The 19,401-nt window shown below is 44.9% G+C and carries 21 protein-coding genes; 3 read left to right on the top strand and 18 right to left on the bottom strand.

What is annotated here, in order from left to right:
• Positions 1–4: 4 nt before the first annotated feature.
• From pyrH to rplM, 5 genes are all read right to left on the bottom strand, one after another.
• Positions 5–712, bottom strand: a complete 708-nt coding sequence (gene pyrH / locus DN53_RS15075; protein ID WP_116217176.1) for a UMP kinase — start codon at positions 710–712, stop codon at positions 5–7.
• Between the two features lie 139 nt (positions 713–851).
• The gene (tsf, locus tag DN53_RS15070) at positions 852–1,676 is read right to left on the bottom strand and encodes a translation elongation factor Ts (protein ID WP_129655572.1); all 825 of its coding nucleotides are present in this window, start codon (positions 1,674–1,676) and stop codon (positions 852–854) included.
• Positions 1,677–1,760: 84 nt separating this feature from the next.
• Complete coding sequence (rpsB, locus tag DN53_RS15065) at positions 1,761–2,816, bottom strand: 30S ribosomal protein S2 (protein ID WP_129655570.1); 1,056 nt, start codon at positions 2,814–2,816, stop codon at positions 1,761–1,763.
• 207 nt (positions 2,817–3,023) lie between these two features.
• Positions 3,024–3,410 (bottom strand): 30S ribosomal protein S9, encoded by a 387-nt coding sequence (gene rpsI / locus DN53_RS15060; protein WP_116217179.1) that lies wholly within the window; start codon positions 3,408–3,410, stop codon positions 3,024–3,026.
• Positions 3,410–3,865, bottom strand: coding sequence for a 50S ribosomal protein L13 (gene rplM, locus DN53_RS15055; protein WP_129655568.1), 456 nt, complete (start codon positions 3,863–3,865; stop codon positions 3,410–3,412). The genes rpsI and rplM overlap by 1 nt, the downstream gene beginning before the upstream one ends.
• A 242-nt stretch (positions 3,866–4,107) precedes the next feature.
• On the opposite strand from rplM, the gene DN53_RS15050 reads away from it, so the two are divergent.
• A complete protein-coding gene (locus tag DN53_RS15050; protein WP_242502166.1) occupies positions 4,108–6,759 on the top strand; it encodes a DUF5916 domain-containing protein in 2,652 nt (883 codons plus the stop codon).
• 200 nt (positions 6,760–6,959) lie between these two features.
• Here DN53_RS15050 and hisC read toward each other — a convergent pair whose 3' ends face one another.
• The 5 genes from hisC to hppD all read right to left on the bottom strand — a co-directional run bounded on the left by hisC (position 6,960) and on the right by hppD (position 12,643).
• On the bottom strand, positions 6,960–8,060 hold the full coding sequence (gene hisC, locus DN53_RS15045; protein ID WP_129655566.1) for a histidinol-phosphate transaminase: 1,101 nt from the start codon (positions 8,058–8,060) through the stop codon (positions 6,960–6,962).
• A gap of 3 nt (positions 8,061–8,063) precedes the next feature.
• Entirely contained in the window at positions 8,064–8,933 is an 870-nt protein-coding gene (locus DN53_RS15040; protein WP_129655564.1) for a flavin reductase family protein, read from the bottom strand.
• Complete coding sequence (gene fahA / locus DN53_RS15035) at positions 8,930–10,150, bottom strand: fumarylacetoacetase (RefSeq protein ID WP_129655563.1); 1,221 nt, start codon at positions 10,148–10,150, stop codon at positions 8,930–8,932. The genes DN53_RS15040 and fahA overlap by 4 nt, the downstream gene beginning before the upstream one ends.
• A gap of 115 nt (positions 10,151–10,265) precedes the next feature.
• A complete protein-coding gene (locus DN53_RS15030; protein WP_129655561.1) occupies positions 10,266–11,423 on the bottom strand; it encodes a homogentisate 1,2-dioxygenase in 1,158 nt (385 codons plus the stop codon).
• A gap of 86 nt (positions 11,424–11,509) precedes the next feature.
• On the bottom strand, positions 11,510–12,643 hold the full coding sequence (gene hppD / locus DN53_RS15025) for a 4-hydroxyphenylpyruvate dioxygenase (protein ID WP_129655559.1): 1,134 nt from the start codon (positions 12,641–12,643) through the stop codon (positions 11,510–11,512).
• Between the two features lie 177 nt (positions 12,644–12,820).
• On the opposite strand from hppD, the gene DN53_RS15020 reads away from it, so the two are divergent.
• Positions 12,821–13,267, top strand: coding sequence for a MarR family winged helix-turn-helix transcriptional regulator (locus DN53_RS15020; protein WP_129655557.1), 447 nt, complete (start codon positions 12,821–12,823; stop codon positions 13,265–13,267).
• Positions 13,268–13,269: 2 nt separating this feature from the next.
• Here the strand turns inward: DN53_RS15020 and DN53_RS15015 are convergent, their stop codons facing one another.
• Complete coding sequence (locus DN53_RS15015; RefSeq protein WP_129655555.1) at positions 13,270–14,001, bottom strand: sulfite exporter TauE/SafE family protein; 732 nt, start codon at positions 13,999–14,001, stop codon at positions 13,270–13,272.
• Between the two features lie 176 nt (positions 14,002–14,177).
• On the opposite strand from DN53_RS15015, the gene DN53_RS15010 reads away from it, so the two are divergent.
• The gene (locus DN53_RS15010; protein WP_129655553.1) at positions 14,178–14,741 is read left to right on the top strand and encodes a hypothetical protein; all 564 of its coding nucleotides are present in this window, start codon (positions 14,178–14,180) and stop codon (positions 14,739–14,741) included.
• Between the two features lie 74 nt (positions 14,742–14,815).
• Here DN53_RS15010 and DN53_RS15005 read toward each other — a convergent pair whose 3' ends face one another.
• From DN53_RS15005 to DN53_RS14975, 7 genes are all read right to left on the bottom strand, one after another.
• Positions 14,816–15,562, bottom strand: coding sequence for an SDR family oxidoreductase (locus DN53_RS15005; protein ID WP_129655551.1), 747 nt, complete (start codon positions 15,560–15,562; stop codon positions 14,816–14,818).
• A gap of 68 nt (positions 15,563–15,630) precedes the next feature.
• Positions 15,631–16,188 carry a Crp/Fnr family transcriptional regulator gene (locus DN53_RS15000; RefSeq protein WP_129655549.1) on the bottom strand — a complete coding sequence of 186 codons (558 nt, stop codon included), beginning with the start codon at positions 16,186–16,188 and terminating at the stop codon, positions 15,631–15,633.
• Positions 16,189–16,228: 40 nt separating this feature from the next.
• Positions 16,229–16,891, bottom strand: a complete 663-nt coding sequence (locus DN53_RS14995; RefSeq protein WP_129655547.1) for a DUF2306 domain-containing protein — start codon at positions 16,889–16,891, stop codon at positions 16,229–16,231.
• 111 nt (positions 16,892–17,002) lie between these two features.
• Entirely contained in the window at positions 17,003–17,596 is a 594-nt protein-coding gene (locus DN53_RS14990) for an SET domain-containing protein (protein WP_129655545.1), read from the bottom strand.
• A gap of 144 nt (positions 17,597–17,740) precedes the next feature.
• Positions 17,741–18,067, bottom strand: coding sequence for a DMT family transporter (locus tag DN53_RS14985; protein ID WP_129655543.1), 327 nt, complete (start codon positions 18,065–18,067; stop codon positions 17,741–17,743).
• A 204-nt stretch (positions 18,068–18,271) separates the two neighbouring features.
• Positions 18,272–18,553 (bottom strand): thioredoxin domain-containing protein, encoded by a 282-nt coding sequence (locus tag DN53_RS14980; protein WP_129655541.1) that lies wholly within the window; start codon positions 18,551–18,553, stop codon positions 18,272–18,274.
• Positions 18,534–19,286 (bottom strand): hypothetical protein, encoded by a 753-nt coding sequence (locus DN53_RS14975; protein ID WP_129655540.1) that lies wholly within the window; start codon positions 19,284–19,286, stop codon positions 18,534–18,536. The genes DN53_RS14980 and DN53_RS14975 overlap by 20 nt, the downstream gene beginning before the upstream one ends.
• Positions 19,287–19,401 lie beyond the last annotated feature (115 nt).

Below are 19,401 nucleotides of genomic sequence, written 5' to 3'. Positions count from 1 at the left end.
CAATTTAAATATTGACCACGGTTCCAATATTTTCTCCGGAAACTATTTTCATAAGGTTGCCCCTTGTGTTCATATCAAAGACCACAATGGGAAGTTCGTTTTCCTGGCTCAGTGTAAAGGCGGTGGTATCCATTACCTTTAGCCCTTTGGAGAGCACTTCCTTGAAGGAAAGGGAGTCGAACTTGGTGGCATTCTTGTCTTTTTCGGGGTCCGAGGTGTATATGCCATCTACCCGGGTACCCTTAAGGATAACATTGGCATCAATCTCAATGGCACGTAATACTGCTGCAGAGTCGGTGGTGAAGTAAGGGTTTCCTGTACCTCCTCCGAAAATGACCACTCTTCCTTTTTCCAAATGGCGGATTGCCCTTCTTCGAATGAAAGGTTCGGCCACTTCATTGATCTTTATGGCAGATTGCAAGCGGGTCTCCACACCTTGATGCTCCAGGGCGCTTTGTAGGGCCAATCCGTTGATAACGGTGGCCAACATGCCCATGTGGTCTCCTTGAACACGATCCATACCCTGACTGGTTCCAGAAAGTCCTCTAAAAATGTTCCCTCCACCAATCACAATGGCCACTTCAACACCCTTTTCCACTACGGCTTTGATGTCTTCGGCATATTCGGCCAAACGTTTTGCATCGATACCATATTGTTGTTCGCCCATGAGCGCTTCGCCGCTAAGCTTTAAGAGGATTCTTTTGTATTGCATTGAGGGTGTCTTGAAGTTCGGACAAAAATAATCAAAAAAATTTATGGGGAACAAAGAGAAAATAGGGGGAATAAAGAGGATATAAACAAAAAAACCGCTTCTTCACGAAGCGGTTTTTTCAATTATGGTATTGGGTGTATTAACCCAAGGCTACCCTTTTAAATCCAGTAACCTGCAAATCAGCATTTACCGATTTCACATATTGGGCAACACTCTGCTTGCTGTCTTTGATGAAATCTTGGTTCACCAAGGTGTTGTCTTTGAAGAAACGGTTCAATTTACCTTTGGCGATATTGTCCAACATGGCTTCAGGCTTTCCTTCTTGACGCAATTGGTCTTTTGCAATCTCGATTTCTTTGTCGATAACGGATTGGTCAACACCTTCTTCGTTAAGCGCAACCGGGTTCATGGCAGCTGCCTGCATGGCAACGTCCTTGGCGGCTTCCGCTGCACCATCCACATTGGCGGAAAGTCCTACCAAAGTAGCGATTTTGTTTCCTGCGTGGATGTATGATCCCACGAAAGGAGCGCTCAATTTTTCGAAACTTGCAATCTCGATTTTTTCACCGATCACACCAGTTTGCTCAGTCAATTTTTCGGCAACGGTCATGCCTTCAAAAGAAGCGGCAAGGAAATCATCTTTGCTATCGTAACCCAAGGCCAAATCGGCCAAGTCGGTCGCAAGCTTGACAAAACTTTCGTTTTTGGCAACGAAGTCGGTCTCACAGTTCAATGAAATCACAACACCTTCGGTGGCATCGGCATTTACTTTTGCGATGGCAGCACCTTCAGAAGACTCTCTGTCGGCTCTGTTGGCAGCAACTTTCTGACCTTTTTTTCTAAGGATTTCAATTGCTTTTTCAAAATCACCTTCAGCTTCAACCAAAGCTTTTTTACAATCCATCATACCAGCTCCGGTGGTCTGTCTTAGTTTATTTACTTCTGCGGCGGTAATCTTAGCCATTTTCTTTGCTTTTTTAAAAATTTATGTAAAGTAAAACACAAAAAAAGTGTTTCGTTTTAGCTCAATGTTAAATCAGGTTTTGAATTATTCAACCCCACCTTTAACGCTGTCTTGCCATTCCTTTAGTTCGTCCCACTTGCCATCAGCGGCCATTTTGGCCTGTTTTGGCCAAGAGGTTGGGTCTAGATGGGCCAAGTTGGAACTAGCTTCAGTCAAAACCTCCTTGATTTTCTCGGGATCTGCCTTTGCCAAATCTGCATAAGTGGCAACACCACTGTTTACCAATGCTTCGGCAGCTTTAGGTCCAACACCTTCAATTTTGGTCAAATCTTCGGCTTCAACGGCTGCAGCTTTTTTCTCTTTCTTTGGAGCTTCGGCAGTTTCCTCTTTTTTGGATTCTGCTTTTTTCTCCTTTTTTGGAGCTTCGGCTTCGTCGTCTTGCTTGTCGTTCTTACGCTCGGCCAAACCTTCGGCTACGGCATCGGTTACGTGAGACAAGATAGCTTCGATGGATTTCCCGGCATCATCGTTGGCAGGGATTACATAATCGATAGGTCTTGGGTCTGAATTGGTATCCACCATGGCAAAAATGGGGATGTTCAATTTTTGGGCCTCCTTTACCGCAATGTGCTCACGCATGGTGTCCACGATGAAGATGGCACCAGGCAAACGGGTCATGTCTGCAATGGAACCCAAGTTTTTCTCCAACTTGGCACGCAAACGGTCTACTTGCAATCTTTCTTTTTTGGAAAGGGTGTTGAAAGTACCGTCCTTTTTCATGCGGTCGATGGAAGCCATTTTCTTGACAGCTTTACGGATGGTGACAAAGTTGGTCAACATACCACCGGGCCATCTTTCAGTGATGTAAGGCATGTTTACCTTGGATACTTTGTCCGCAACAATGTCCTTGGCTTGTTTTTTTGTGGCTACGAAAAGGATTTTTCGTCCAGAAGCTGCAATTTTCTTAAGGGCTTCGTTGGCCTCTTCAATTTTTGCAACTGTTTTGTAAAGGTTGATGACGTGGATTCCGTTACGCTCCATGTAGATGTAGGGCGCCATGTTGGGATTCCACTTTCTGGTAAGGTGTCCAAAGTGTACACCTGCTTCCAATAAGTCTTTGACTTCGATTTTACTTGCCATTTTTTGTACTTAGTTTACGTTCCGTTGTAGTAGCAATAGAAAGGTGGTCACAAAAGTTCGCCCTCTCCATTTAGATGCTAAACTAAATTCCAAAAAGCCATTTTTTTCCTTTTGGAACAACGACAACTTGGTTAAAAATTTAACCCTGAAAAATGGATTCCAGGGTTTTCAATGAACTTTATATATAGGTGCAATTGCACCGAAATATTAACGTTTGGAGAACTGGAATTTCTTACGGGCTTTCTTCTGACCGAATTTCTTCCTTTCCACCATTCTTGGGTCTCTGGTCAAGAGTCCTTCTGGTTTCAGAACAGTTCTGTTTTCTTCGTTGATTTCGCACATGGCTCTGGACAATGCCAAACGAACGGCCTCTGCTTGACCAGTGATTCCACCACCGTAAACGTTTACTTTTACATCGTAGGTGTCTTCAGTTTCGGTCAAAGCAAAAGGTTGTTTTACTTTGTACTGCAATGTAGCTGTAGAGAAGTAGTCGTTCAAATCTCTTTTATTGATGGTGATGTTTCCTTTTCCTTCAGAAACATATACTCTCGCTACTGCAGTCTTTCTTCTACCAATCTTATGAACCACTTCCATTATTTGTAGTCGTTTAAGTTTATTGCTTTGGGTTTTTGTGCTTCTTGGCCATGCTCAGATCCGGCATATACCTTAAGGTTGCGGAAAAGGTCGGCACCAAGTCTGTTCTTGGGCAACATTCCTTTTACCGAATTTTCGATAATACGCTCAGGATGCTTTTCCAATACCTCTTTGGCGGAAGCAGAACGCTGTCCTCCAGGATATCCAGTATATCTTAAATATACTTTATCATCCAATTTATTGCCGGTCATGACGATTTTCTCGGCATTGATCACAATGACATTATCACCACAATCCACATGGGGAGTAAAGTTGGTCTTGTATTTTCCCCTAAGCAATTTGGCTACCTTTGACGCCAATCTTCCCAATGTCTGTCCTTCAGCATCAACCAATAACCATTGCTTGTCAACGGTAGATTTATTGGCGGAAATAGTCTTATAACTTAATGTGTCCACTTCTCTAATAGTATTGATTTAATAACCTATCCCGATAAACGGGCTGCAAATGTACAATTATTAGATTGAATTACAAATGGTTGATTGGGAATATTTTTTTGCTTTTTCCATTTTCTATCGGAAAGAGGCAAAACAACCGCTAAATGCACCATCTTTTGTTAAAAAAAATATAAAGTCAACCCAAAGTGTAACTGGCGCTTTGTTTGTGGGTCTTTACCTTAATCAATCAAAAAATAAATCCAGTGAAACAAGCATGCCTTTTCCTTGTATGTATCTTCTTTGTCCAAATTCTACAAGCCCAAGATTCAACTACCGTAGTTCCTAAAAAGAGATATAGAACCCAAGCACTGGGTATGGAAGGAGCGCCTATAATTGATGGTGTTTTGGATGATGCCTCATGGAATCTGGTACAGTGGGGCGATAATTTTATAGAGCAACGCCCAGATGAGAACACCCCCCCTGGTCAACAGACCGCATTTAAAGTACTCTATGATGACAAGTCCTTATATATAGGAGTTCGTTGTTTTGATGACGAACCCGATAAAATTGTAAAGCGCTTGTCCAGGAGGGATGGCTTTGAAGGGGATTGGATCGGTGTTTTTATAGATAGTTATTTGGATAAGCGGACCTCCTTTGGTTTCATTGTGACGGCGGCAGGGGTGAAAGGAGATGTTTTTGGATCAAACAATGGGGCTGATGAAGATGATAGTTGGAATCCTATCTGGTATGTGAAGACCCAAACGGATGACGAAGGATGGACCGCCGAAATGCGGATACCGCTCAGTCAGATCAAGTTTGGCCATTCCGAAGATCAGGTCTGGGGATTTCAGGTAATGCGAAGGTATTTTAGGAATGAGGAGCGCTCCGTGTGGCAACGCTTGCCCAGGGATGTTGCTGGTTGGACCAGTGAGTTTGGGGAACTACATGGACTTAAGAACATTGAACCCCAAAGGCAAGTGGAAATACAGCCCTACACAGTTGCCAAGACCGAAACCTTTGAAGCAGAGGAAGGAAATCCCTTTGAAGACGGCAGTGATAGCAATATTACCGTAGGGCTGGATGCCAAGATTGGGGTGACCAATGACCTTACCTTGGATTTGACCGTCAACCCAGATTTTGGACAAGTGGAAGCAGACCCTTCCGCCATTGCACTGGATGGATTTCAGATTTTCTTTCAGGAAAGGCGACCCTTTTTTGTGGAAAACAAGAACATTTTTGATTTTAATGTTTCCCAATCCGAGGCTGGCAACACTTTTGGTTCCGACAATATTTTTTATTCAAGACGTATTGGTAGAAGTCCACAGGGAAGCCCTGACACCGAAGATGGCGAGTTTGTGGACCAACCGGCCAATACTCCGATCATAGGGGCGGCCAAGTTTAGTGGTAAGACCAAGAATGGTTGGGCGATTGGGGTTTTGGAAAGTGTCACCGCCCAAAGACGGGCCACCATTTCGGGGGTGAACGGTGATCGTAGAAAGGAAATGGTGGAGCCCATGACCAATTATTTTGTGGGAAGATTGCAGAAAGACTTCAATGATCGGAACTCATATATAGGAGGCATTTTCACGGCTACCCATCGGGAAGAATTGCCCCAAGCCCTTGACTTTTTACATAGATCGGCATTTACGGGGGGAGTTGATTTTAAGCACCAATGGAACAATAGGGATTGGTATTTGGAAGGAAATATCACCTTTAGCCATGTAAAAGGGGGTGAAGCTGCCATCAAGAATACCCAAGAATCCATCACCCACCTGTTTCACCGTGTTGATGCCGATTACTTGGAGTTGGATTCCACCCGGACTTCCTTGACCGGTACGGGCGGGAATCTTCAGATAGGAAAACTTGGAAAGGGTAATTTTAGATTTGAAAGTGGTGCAACCTGGCGTTCCCCGGAACTCGAGCTCAACGATATAGGCTTTCAGCGCCAGTCCGATGATATTCGGCATTACACCTGGATAGGCTACCGCACCTTAAAACCGGACAACACGTTTCGACAATTGGGCATTAATTACAACCATTATACAGCTTGGGACTATGGGGGCAATCACAATTATTTGCAATTCAATACCAACAGCTGGCAAAACTGGAAAGGCAATTGGTTCAGCAATATTGGATTGAATTATGCACCTCTTGAATATTCCAACTTTGCCTTGAGGGGAGGTCCTAGACTACGGCTATCGCCTTGGGTGAGTTTTTGGAATAATATTGAGACGGATAACCGGAAGAAAATGCGGTTTTTCTATTTCCACAATGGACAAAAGGCACTGGACAATTCGTACAAGTCCTATTATATGGAAGGAGGGGTAACCTACCAACCGATTAATGCCTTGAGCGTCTCGGCCTTTCCCTCGTTGCGTATCAACCATGACAAGTTGCAGTTCATTGATAATTTTGATGATGTGAACGGGTCACCACGATACCTGAACGGCGAGATTGACCAACGTACACTGAGCATGTCCATCCGATTGAACTATACCATCAACCCCAACCTTACCATTCAATATTGGGGGCAACCTTTTATTTCCAGGGGCAGGTATACCAACTTTAAACATGTGACCGATGCCACGGCCAAAAGGTTTGAGGATAGGATTATGACCTATGATCAAGATCAGGTGATATTGGTGGATGATGTCTACTCCGTTGATGAAAATCTGGATGGCACCGAAGATTTCAGCTTTGACAATCCAGATTTTTCATTTGTGCAGTTCCGTTCCAATTTGGTGATCCGATGGGAATACATCCCAGGCTCCGAGTTGTTCTTGGTGTGGTCCCAAGACGTGTCCCGTGATGGAGACCCCACAAACGGATTATTGCCCAGCTTGAACGATAACATTTTTGGACAGAAACCACAGAACATTTTCCTGTTGAAGGCTACCTATCGATTTGTTCTTTAAGAGAAGTGTTATTCCGTACTTGATACGGAATCCTATCAAGTTCTGGTATTAGGGTCTGATGAGATGCTGAAATAAATTCAGCATGACGACTCTTCACATAGAGCTATTATTCTGAGAAAAGCAAAGAATTTAATTCTTTCGTCAACCTGAACTGGTTTCAGGTTCTCATAATATATTGAATCTTGAGGATGGCCGAAGCACTATTTATTCATAATCTTCCGCATCGCATTCACCAAAGTTTCATTCGCTTCGGCATCACCTATGGTAATGCGTACCTTTCCCGGAGCCCCAAATTGGGAGACCGGCCGTACCATGATGCCTTCATCCATCATCCTATCGGTAAATTCCATTTCAGGAAGCGGGGGGTCTATGATGAAAAAGTTAGCTTGACTGGGCCAATGGGTAATTCCCATTTCATCAAAGGCTTTGGCTAAAAACTTTCGGCCTTCCTGTACGGTTTGGACCGTTTTTTCAATAAAACCATGGTCATTTAAAGCGCCCAGAGCTGCTTCCAACGAGGTCTGGGGCAACAAAAAGGGTTTGTGGATCAACCGGATGTAATTGGCAATAGTGGCAGTGGTATAGCAATAGCCTACACGTTGGCCTGCCAAACCATAGGTTTTTGAAAAGCTGTTCAGACCTATCACATTATGACCGTCCAACACATAAGGGAGTGCGGTCACGTAGTCTTCGGCATCGGCAAAATGACGATACACCTCATCAAACACCACCACAATATTTTTGGGGACACGGGAGATGAAATCATCCATCACCGATTTTGGAATGTAAGTCCCTGTGGGATTGTTGGGACTGGTCAAGAAAATGACCTTGGTCCGTTCTGAAATAGCATTGAGAATTCCCTCGACATCCAAAGTGTAGTTGGGTTGGAGCAAGGGGATATCAATAAGTTTGGCGCCATACCACCTTGAAAAGACCGAGTATGGCAAAAAGCAGGGATTGGAATAAATGACCTCGTCCCCTTCATTGATGAAAGCCCTTAGGATCATATCAATGATTTCGGAGCCACCATTCCCGCAGAGAAATTGATTTTCGTTCAGTTTGTCATCAAAATCTTGGGCAAGGGCCTGTCTGAGACGGATATCGGTCTGGTCGGGGTATAAATCAATCCGATCAGCGGCTTTTTTTATGGCCTCGACCGCTTTGGGCGAAGCTCCCAATGGGTTTTCGTTGGAGGAAAGTTTATATATTTTTTTGTCGGAAGGAGGGATGTTCTTACCTCCTTGATATACTTCTTTGGGGACCAAATGGGCCTTAAAAATGGATTCTATTCCGTTTTTCATGAACTATAACGTTTCTGCGTACAATAAAATGGACATGGCCCTCTGGGCATTTCCTTCTTCCAAAATTCGTTGTGCCAAGCGGTGCAACTCAATCTTGGACAATGTTTTTACTTCTGGGTCTTGGATAATGTCCACCACATCCTCTTTGGAAGGTAGCTGTTCCATATTCCCCAATCGTCCCAAATTGTTTCCCGTCAGTACCTCACTTTCCCGAATGCCCTTGGGCAGCGCATCTACGCCCATACCTTTGGTTCGAAGTGGTTTGGGGATTTCAAAAAGGGCATCCTTCGAGGCCCTGATATACCAACTGCCTCCCATACGGCCCACCAAATCCAATTTTTCGGTGTCCAAAATACCATTGGTAAAATAGGCTTCGTTGATATGGATGAGTTCCACCTTGGCCATAATCAGATTTCCTGCGCCAGGGGTTTGGGCCAGTTCAATGACTTCCATCACACTACATTCAAACGAAACAGGGGCTTCGCCCACGCGGGGAGGTTTTACTTTTTCACTGGGTACTTGGGTGAAGCCGGCCTTTACAAACTCGTTTACCCCTTTGTCATAGGTGGTACTGGACAAGGACATCTGTTCCACCATATCATGGTTGACAATATTGATGACCACTTCGGGGACTTCCTTGACATTCTCGTGGGTGTGTTTTAAACTATTGTCCCTACCGCTGCGTGAGGGAGAAAATATCATCACAGGCGGATTGGAACTAAATACATTGAAGAAACTGAACGGGCTCAGGTTTACATTGCCTTCCTTATCCACGGTACTGGCAAAGCAAATGGGCCTTGGGGCCACTGCAGTGAGCATGATACTGTGGAGCTCAGGTTGCGAAATTTGGTTGGGGTCTACAGTCTTGATCATTTTGCGGGCAATACTTTAGTGGAAACGGTTCCAAAACCAACCCGTATGGCTTCTTTTTGTGCATAACCGCGAAGGGTCACGGTATCCCCATCATTGATGAACTTGCGCTCGGAACCATCGTTCAGTTTTACGGGTTTGGTACCCATCCAGGCCAGCTCCAACATAGAACCATAGGAGTTTTCATCTTTTCCGGAAATGGTACCGGAGGCCATCATATCGCCCACATGAATGTTGCAACCATTCACAGTGTGGTGTGCCAATTGTTGGGCCATGTTCCAATACATGTATTTGAAATTGCTATGGCAAACAGTGGTTTCATCACCTCCATCCGGGGTGATGCCCACTTCAAGGTTGATGTCGTAGTTTTTTTCTCCTTCATACTCCAAATAAGGGAGCACTTTGGGCTCTTGTTCTGGACCGGCTAATCGAAACGGTTCCAAAGCATCCAAAGTAACGATCCAAGGGGAAATGGAAGAGGCAAAGTTTTTGGCCAAGAATGGCCCTAACGGCACATATTCCCATTTTTGGATATCCCGTGCCGACCAGTCATTGAACAAAACCAGTCCAAAAATGTAGTCTTCTGCCTCCTTGGTGGATACACTCTCGCCTAAATCAGTATTCTTACCTACTACAAACCCCATTTCCAGTTCAAAGTCCAGTCGTTGGGAGGGTCCAAAAACAGGAGTGTCCGAGTCTTTCGGTAAGGTCTGCCCTTTGGGCCTGTGAATGGGTTGGCCGCTCACCACAATGGAACTGGCCCGGCCATGATAGCCCACAGGAATGTGCTTCCAGTTGGGCAGAAGGGCATTTTCGGGGTCGCGGAACATTTTGCCCACATTGGTGGCGTGCTCAATACTGGAGTAAAAGTCGGTATAATCGCCAACGCAGACCGGCATGTGCATTTGTGCTTCGGATTGTTTCACGAACAACTCCGGTTTTCCCGCCAATGGGGAAGTATCGTCCTTGAGCCAATATTGGATTTTTTTCCGGACCCTTGAGGTGATTTCTTTTCCCAAGGAAATAAAATCGTTAAGGTCTTCCCGCTCCAAAACGGCCACGTTGAAATCGAAAACATCCAATTCCCCCACAGCGACCAAGTCCAAAATGTGGTCTCCTATGGCAACCCCGGCCCGTGGGCTTCGGTCTTTGGTGGAAAAAATCCCAAAAGGGATGTTATGGATGGAAAAGTCTGAATTTTCAGGGATATCTATGATCATTGATGTTCTTTTTCTTATTGTTGTCATTTCGAACGAACGTGAGAAATCTCAATTCCAGAATTCCCAATCGTCCCAATGACATCAGGACTCATTTCGAAATGACCGTACTTTAATTTTACTCCACCCAAGATTTGTAATACTTGCCATCGTCAATCTTGAGCGCATTTTCGGTTATCTTCAAGGGTTTAAAGGTGTCTATCATCACGGCGAGTTCCTCGGTGCCCTTTTTACCAATACTGGCTTCGTAGGTTCCAGGGTGTGGTCCGTGTGGAATTCCGGCAGGATGCAGTGAAATATATCCCGGTCCGATTCCGGTGCGACTCATAAAATCACCATCCACGTAGTACAATACCTCATCAGAATCTATGTTGGAGTGGTTGTAGGGTGCCGGAATGGCCTTTGGATGATAATCGTACAGCCTTGGACAGAAGGAACATACCACAAAGGCACTGGTCTCAAAAGTCTGGTGTACTGGGGGCGGTTGGTGTACCCGACCCGTAATGGGTTCAAAATTATGAATGGAAAAACCGTACGGATAATTGTACCCGTCCCAACCCACAACATCAAAAGGATGGCTGGCATAGACCAATTGGTGCAACATGCCCTCCTTTTTGATCTTTATCAGAAAATCACCGGTCTCATCATGGGCCTCCAAATCTTGAGGCAATTTATAGTCCCGTTCGCAGAAAGGCGAATGTTCCAACAACTGCCCGAACCAATTCCGGTACCGCTTTGGGGTATACATGGGGTGAAAGGATTCGGCATAGAGGATGCGATTGTCCTCCGTGTCAAACTCAATCTGATAAATCATTCCGCGGGGAATGATGAGGTAGTCCCCATATTCAAAAGGGATGTTTCCCAAAAAGGTCTTCAAGGTCCCAGAACCTTTGTGAATGAACAGCATCTCATCCGCATCGGCATTTTTATAGAAATACTCCGTAAGGGATTTTCTGGGAGCTGCCAGTCCAATATGGACATCATTGTTGACCAAAAGCGGTTCCCGGGATTCCAAGAAATCGTCCTTGGGTGCTACATCAAAACCAATGAGCTTGCGGCTGGTGATGTTCTTGTCCACGGCAATCTTTGGACGTACATCAACGGCCTTGCCAATCTCCTTGACCTGCGTGGGGCGATGGATATGGTAAAGTAGGGAAGACATCCCATCAAAACCTATAGTGCCGAACAATTGCTCATAATAGAGCCCGCCCTTGGGTTTCTCAAATTGGGTGTGCCGCTTTTGTGGGATTTTCCCGAGTTTATGATAGATAGGCATTTTTTAAGTTTTAAGTTATCAGTGCTAAGTGTTGAATAGTGGGTACACTGCCCTACTTAAAATTCAATATTTATAATTTACAACTATTAATGCAATGTTCCCCGAAGCTCTTGTTCGCGCTCAATGGCTTCGAACAGTGCCTTAAAGTTACCTTTTCCAAATGATTGTGCGCCCTTTCTTTGAATGATTTCGAAGAACATGGTGGGTCTGGGTTCCACGGGGCGGGTGAAGATCTGTAGCAAATAGCCCTCATCATCACGGTCCACCAAAATACCCAGCTCTTTCAAAGGAGCAATATCTTCATCTATTTTGCCCACACGGTCAGTCACGGCCTCGTAGTAAGTGTCTGGCACACGTAGGAATTCAACCCCACGGCTTCTAAGGTCCCGAACGGTCTGGATGATATCATCCGTGGCCACGGCAATGTGCTGTACCCCTTCCCCCTCATAAAAATCAAGGTACTCCTCTACCTGTGATTTTTTCTTCCCTTCGGCAGGTTCGTTGATGGGAAACTTGATACGGCCGTTGCCGTTGCTCATCACCTTGCTCATCAAGGCGGTATATTCGGTGGAAATGTCCTTGTCGTCAAACGAAAGGATGTTCTTGAACCCCAAGACGTTTTCATAGAAACCAACCCAGTGGTTCATTTTGTTCCAATCCACATTGCCCACCATATGATCAACATATTTTAGGCCAGTGGAAGTGGGATTGTAATCCGGGGTTTCCCACTTTTTGAAGCCAGGAAGGAATACCCCATCGTAATCTTTGCGTTCTACAAAAATATGAACGGTTTCCCCGTAGGTGTATATGCCGGAGCGTACCACCTTACCGGTGGCATCTTCTTCCACTTTAGGCTCCATGTACGATTTGGCGCCACGCTCCATGGCAGCGTTGTAGGCGTAGGTAGCGTCATCAACCCAAAGGGCCACCACTTTTACCCCATCGCCATGCGTGTCTATGTGCTCGCCGATCTTGGTGCCACTTTTTAAAGGGGAGGTAAGGATCAATCGGATTTTATCCTGTACCACCACATAGCTTTCACGATCTTTCAATCCGGTTTCCAGACCGGCATAGGCCAAGGATTGAAAACCAAAAGCCGTTTTATAGAAATGGGCGGCCTGTTTGGAGTTACCCACATAAAGCTCAATATAATCCGTACCATTGATGGGCATAAAGTCCGTTGTTTGATCGGATGTTTTGTGAAGTGTTGATGTTTCCATGATGATGAATATTTTGAGTTCTCAATTAATTTTGTTGTCAATGCAACAAAAATAAATAATTTTGAAGAACGAAAACGTTTTCCTCGTTAATTTTTAAGCTAAAATTGGGAGCCCTGTCCAAGGGAAGGGCAGGAGCTATAAAAAGGGAATCCCTATTTTTGTTGGAATACAGAATAGATGCTTAACCACATAGATGAAATACAGGGGATTGGATTGCATTTGGATTTGGTCCTTCGCAAGATTCAGGATGCCTATTTAAGGGCTTTTGAGAGTTTAGGGGTGGAAATGACCATTGAGCAATGGGTAATCTTGCACCGCATCTATGAGTTGGGCGATGAAGCCAGCCAACGGGATATTGTCCGCAGTAATTTCCGGAACAGGGCCACAACTTCACGGGTCATTGGGGGCTTGGAACGCAAGGGCTGGATTGCCAAGACCCGTTTTGATGGCGACCAAAAGCGATATAAGTTGGAGTTTACCCCAAAGGGCCAAGAGGTCATTGACTTAGTATTGCCACATGCACTTGTCTTACGAAAATCGGCAGTCAAAAATCTGGGGCCAAACGAGTTTGAGACCTTTTTAAAGGTCTTGGACCAAATAGGGGAGAACTACGAGCAAAGTTAAGATCACTTCGCCACCATCACCTGTATCAAGGTTGCCAGACCAATCAGGAGAATGAACAGCAGGCTCAAGCTCCTAAATTTATCCTGTGGGATGTAGGCCAGTATCCTTTTGCCCAAATAGGTGCCAATCAATCCAATGGCAAACAAAAAAGGCAGGTAGGTGAGTTCTTGGTTTCCAATATAGCCATTATTGTAATAGACAAAAGTCCGGGAAAAATCAATCATAAAATCAATAAAGGCCGAAGTGGCAATAAACGCATGCTTTTCTAGATTGAAAGCGGCCATGGTCAATCCCCGTATGGCACCACCGGTTCCCAAAAGCCCTGCGGAGAAGCCCGAAAGTGTTCCCCCGATTACGGCATTTTTTTTGTTGGGGAGCACCACGATCTCTCTTTTAATGAGGAACAGTAGGCTAAAGACCACCAAGAAAACCCCCAGAACCACGGTAAGGGCATAGCCATCCACCAGTTTTGAAAGAAATCCTCCGGCAATCACAAAAAATACGGACGGAACCCCAATGTACAGCAACAGTTTTTTGTCCAACCCTTTCTTGAACAAAAAGATCTTGCTCAGGTTGCTGGACAGATGGAAAATGGCCGTCATGCCCAACACCGAATAGAAATCAAAATAAAAATTGCCCAAGGGCACAAAAAAGACCGAAGACCCAAAACCACCGATGGTGCCGATGATTTCGGCAGCCAAGGCCAAAAGCAGGAAAAAGTAGTTGATTTTCATAAGGTTTTGAGCGGTTGTTGGGTCACAAAGAAAGGATGGTTTACAAAATTTTAACCTAAAATAAGCCTAAAATCCATCATATGGGTAATACAGCATAGAAACTGGTGAATTCTATGGACGCACGCATTTCAAATCCACCGCAACTTTGCCCTTGTATAATTTTAATATACAGGATTATGAAAAAGACAAGATTTTATCCAACAATATGGAGCACAGTACCTTTTACGCCCAGCATCATGGCCGATTGGTACGCACCACAGAACGGAAGCAAGGAGTTGATCATGAAAAACAATGCCGCTACCTCGCTCAAAGTTTCTGAAATGACCCTGAACATTGTAAAATTGGCAGCCGTGGATGCGGATGGGAAAGAACACCAGGTAGTGGATTTCCCAGGACAGAACCCCGTGGTACTTAAAGGTATCCCTTCGGGATGTTTCTTGCGCTCCAAGAGCCTGCTGGCCCTACCCAAAGGAAAATATACCGCCCTTCGCTTTTATTTGGCGGGATGGGGCAACCAGTTCATCTATAGGGATGGAGTGGAAGAATCTGCCAACTCTTTTGACAGCTTGGACTTTGCCGTGGAAAATGGCTTTGAAATTGATGGAAAGGAATTGGCGGAAGCAAAATTATGGTTTGACTTTGCTCCCTACCAGTGGAAGCGTCACTTTAAACCGCTGTCGGATTTGTTTAAAGGGAGCAAAAGTCCCAAACCAAGATTGGCCAACAGTTTTGGCAACTAACATGTTTTGAGCAAATGGAAAAGGCACCTCTCGGGGTGCCTTTTTTGATTTTGGGGGTTGGGGCGGATGTGGAATCAAGCATCGGCCAGTCCGTTTATTTTGTTGAAAGCGAACTTTGGGGCAATCCTTGAAATTTTGTAGAGCAGTTTTACCCCTGCAATCCTCACCTCGGGACGGCCTTTTTGTAGCCCTGCCAGCATTCCATCAACAGCTTTTTCCGTGGAGATGGCAATCTTGGGCGGATTTCCCTTGTGCCATGGGGTGTTCACCGCAGGGAACATGACCTCAATGGTCCGTACCTTGCCTTTTTTCGTTTTGCTCCGGAAGACTTGGGTGAAGGAGTGGAGGGCCGCTTTGGTGGCATTGTAAAAAGGGTAATCGGTGCGTGGGGTATAAATGAGGCCGGTGGTTACATTGATGATGTGTGCATCTGCGTTTTGTTGTAATTGCGGATACAGAAAATGGATCAGGCGAAGCGGGGCCAAAAAATTTGTTTCCACTTCTTGTTCAGCCATCTCCATAATGTGGTCCGTGGTTAAAAAATCAACCTTATGGACCAAGGCTGCATTGTTGATGAGTACATTGATTTTGGGATACTTCTCCATCACTTCTAGGGCCAATGCTTTGCATTGCTCTTTTTGGGAGAGGTCACATTGTATGGTTTCCAGTTGGGGAAGCTGCGCTTTGGCCCGTTCCAACTTTTGTGGGGAACGCCCACAGATAATGACCTTGTTCTGGTTGTTGATCAGGCGTTTGCTGAGTTCAAGGCCAATGCCCGAACTTCCGCCCGTGATTAAAATGGTGTTGCCGGATAGTTTCATGTTTTTTGCATTTACAGTTGATACGCACCAAAAGTAAATCGGTGGAACCGGCACGGCATTGATGTATGTTAAGTCTGCATATTTTTCCGGATTCGACTGAGGCTTTCCGGCTGTATGCCCAGATAGGAGGCAATAATGGTCTGGTTGATCCTTTTGTCGATATTGGGATATTCCTCTAAAAAATCCAGATATCGGGTTTCGGCATTCAAGACCAAGAGGTCCCGTTCCCTTTTTTCTTTTTTGGAAAATCCTTTTTCAATGGATTTCAGTAAAAATTTAACCCAAAACACATCCGTTTCAAAAAGAGCGAGCCATTTTGGGTAGGGAATGACCAATATCTCGGCATCCTCCATCGCCTCGATAAAAAAATGGGAGGGGGCATTGGAGGTCATGGCCGAATAGGAGCTGATAAAATCATGCTCCATGATGATGCCCTTGGTGAACTCGTTCCCCTTGGGGGTGATGTACACATATCTGAACAGTCCCGATTTTACAAAGGCAAAGCCTTTGGGGATTTCCCCCGCCCGGACAAAGTAATCGCCCTTTTGTAGGGTTTTCACCTGACCTATGGCGAGCAGTTGTTCCACTTTGTCCTTGGGCAATATGTGTTGCAGCACTTCTTTCATGAACTGCCCTAAAGATACTAATGATCGGGATTGCTAAGACCTACGCTTGCGCAGATTTGCCTTTGGGCCGTCTGATCGTTATGTTCCAATAGGTGGTGTAAAGGGTGCCCAACACGGTGGGAGCAATCCAGACGATGAGCGATTGTATGCCCGTACCCACCACCAGAAATGCCGTTATGGATGCGATCAAAGCTCCATTCATTCGCCCTAAATGACTGATGAGCCAAGCATTTTTCTTCTTGGAAAAGGTTCGGAACATCCAAAAATCACTGAGCGAAAGAAAAGCGCCAAACCCTCCAAAGAAAATATAGAGAACGGCCCCGTCCAGTTGTTGGAATACCCCAATGCTTCCGATCACGATCATAACCACAGATGCGGCCAACATCAGGCCCGAAATGGATTTATCCCGAAAATCGGCCTTTTTCTTGGTCCTGTCCTTAAAGGTGAGGGCCCTGTTCCCGGCCAGCACCATATAAATGGTGAACAGCCCAATAAGAAACAGGAATAGGTTTTTGTGGTTGGGCATTTGGGAAATGAACATGGCCATGGACGAACTTGTTATCATGGCATAGGAGAACACCCTGCCCAACTTTTTGTGCAGGGAGCTTCCCTTTTTTACAATAATGCTCCCAATACCGGTGAGCAGTCCCACCCCGCCAAAAAAGGCATGGATGTAGATCAAGATGGTAATGGCCTGTTCCATGTTGGTTGATTTAGTTTATGCTTCAAAACTAAAACCCACCACCATGTTTATGCAATGTAAATACCCCAACTGTTGTTTTTTGGGGATGGATTGTACAAAACCCTTGGAGGGTTATGCGTTTTCCCCGTTGTAAAAATTGGAAAGGATGGATTCCAGTTCCTCCTTGCCGGCCACAATGCCCTCAATTTTGTCCCACAGTGCTTCGGGGAGCAAGGGGCGAAGGGGTTGTTGCCGTTTGGTGATGTGGCCGAACACCTTTTCAATTTTTTTGTCCCAGACCTTGTAGTATTTCCGCAGGTCGTCCGGGTACACGATCTTGCGGCGGGTGCCCTCATCGGCTGCCCTAAAGGGCAGGGGAATGTTAAGGTAGCCATAATCGTCCGTCAGTTGCTCCCCGGGCTGTATGTCACGGATGGCGATTTCAAAATCGTAGGCCGTGGTCAAGCAATTGGAGTTGAAACTGTGGTTCACGTACCGCCCATTGTCCCAACAAAGGATGTAATTGCCCTTGTTGTTGCGAAAGGTGTAGGTATCCAAGATGTTTTGGTAGATGGGGTCCATTTGTTGGAGTTCCAAAGGGGTGAACTCGCGGTCCAAGCGGTCCAAGACCCATGTGATGGTGCCCGCGGAGATGAACTTGGTGGCCACTACGCCATAGCCGATCTCATTGCTTATAAACTTTAATTCTGTATCTGGATGAATCATTTTATACTCTTGAATTTTTAGTTGAAGGTATAAAATTGTTGGATCGGTTTTTTGGAATAATGCGGTCCAATAAATAATGGAAACCACACCTGTACAAACCCTTTATGGCCGCCCAGAATTGACATGAAAATGAGGTGATTCCCTTTAGTGGGACACCATTTTAAGGCCAATGATGGAGATGACCAAAGTGGTGAGGAAAAGAAGTCGCAAAAACGTGGTGGGCTCCTTGAAGACCAAGATTCCGATCAAGACCGTACCAACGGCCCCAATCCCTGTCCAAACGGCGTAGGCCGTTCCTATGGGCAAGGTCTGGGTAGCTTTTACAAGAAGTCCCATGCTTATGGCAAGTGCTATCAGAAACCCTGCGTACCATAAATACATATCGGTTCCTGTGGTCTCTTTTGCCTTTCCCAAACAGAATGCAAAAGCTACTTCAAACAATCCGGCAACGATCAAGATGATCCAATTCATGCTATACTGACATTAACACCATTTATACGGTTTCCAACAGGTTTTTTTGGCACCATGCAAAGGTATGGTTTCTTGGGGTTTCTCCTTTGGTTGTGTGGCCCCGTTTTATACTCGATGGATTTTGGAACGAAGGTATACATTGTTCAATCCGTTGATGGAAATTTTAGGGGTGTGACTGCGTAGTTTTTTTCAGGGCAAAAAAACTTATTCCCCACTCAGGCGCTTGAGTTTTTGTAAGACTTCATACACTGAAAAACTGCGTGCAAAGCGGTACATTTCTTTGTGGTCTGCCTTGAGGATTACGACCGGCAGCGTGAAGACCATGGATTGCCCGGTAAACTCCACTTCCTCCTCCACATCCACCACACGAATGGCCACCTTGGGAAAATTTTCCTGAACGGCTTCCAGCAACTTTGGTTTTAGCACTTTGCAGACCCCACAGGTTTTGCCCGTAAAATAGAGAAGTTCAATGTTTTGTGTTTCCATAGATGGTGAAGTCAGGGTTATCCTGTTTGGAATGCTCTAGTCGTATTATTTTATTGTTCTTTACTTCAATGACAAAAGAAAAACCTCCTACTTGTGCAAAGTGGTTTCCGTTACCATTTTCAATAAAATCAAAATAACCGGGCAAAGATCTTTGCAATGCTCCAAATTTATCACCCACTTTAAATTGGGGTATGGTTTGTTCAATTATTTCACTTCGTGTTTTGTCCGGCATAAATCTAAATGCCCAAGAAGGCATTATCGTTGGAAAAACCCATAAAAAAAGTACGATAAAGATAAATGGATAAAGCAAAAAGAATCGGTTGAGGACCCTTCCGCTGAAAAATCCACTAAATCGTTCATTCTTTATAAGAATAACATAAATCAACCCGAAGCTGAATCCAACTACTGCAGCAACCTCAAAAACATTATAATATTGATTTGGAAAAAAGGCCCAACCTATAAGTAAAGTGAACACCACCAACGAATAAAAGGTGGTCAGGAAAGGGAAGATCAGAGGTGAGAAAAGGGCGCTTTTATGATTCAATTTTTTCAGGGGATACACCAAGAAAACCGCCCACGCAACCAATTCAAAGATCGCGGACCAAAATATGATGACCCCAAAATCATCGACCTCTCCGTTTTTAATGGTCTCTGTAACTGCAAAATACAGCAATCCGATAGTATACGCTATGGATATGGATAGGAATGATATGGAGGTGGTATCTTTTTTCAAGGAATTGATATTATTGGGTCATGGATTCCTGATTTTGGTCCAGTATTACCAACGTTCTATTTCCATTACGTTTTTGGTTGAGACCAAAACCTAAGTCATAAATGACCTTACAGCC

The organism is Flagellimonas olearia, assembly GCF_004150225.1.
Taxonomy (GTDB): Bacteria; Bacteroidota; Bacteroidia; order Flavobacteriales; family Flavobacteriaceae; genus Flagellimonas; species Flagellimonas olearia.
Note: the sequence above shows the minus strand (reverse complement) of the source record. Positions and strands in the feature narration are given on the sequence as shown.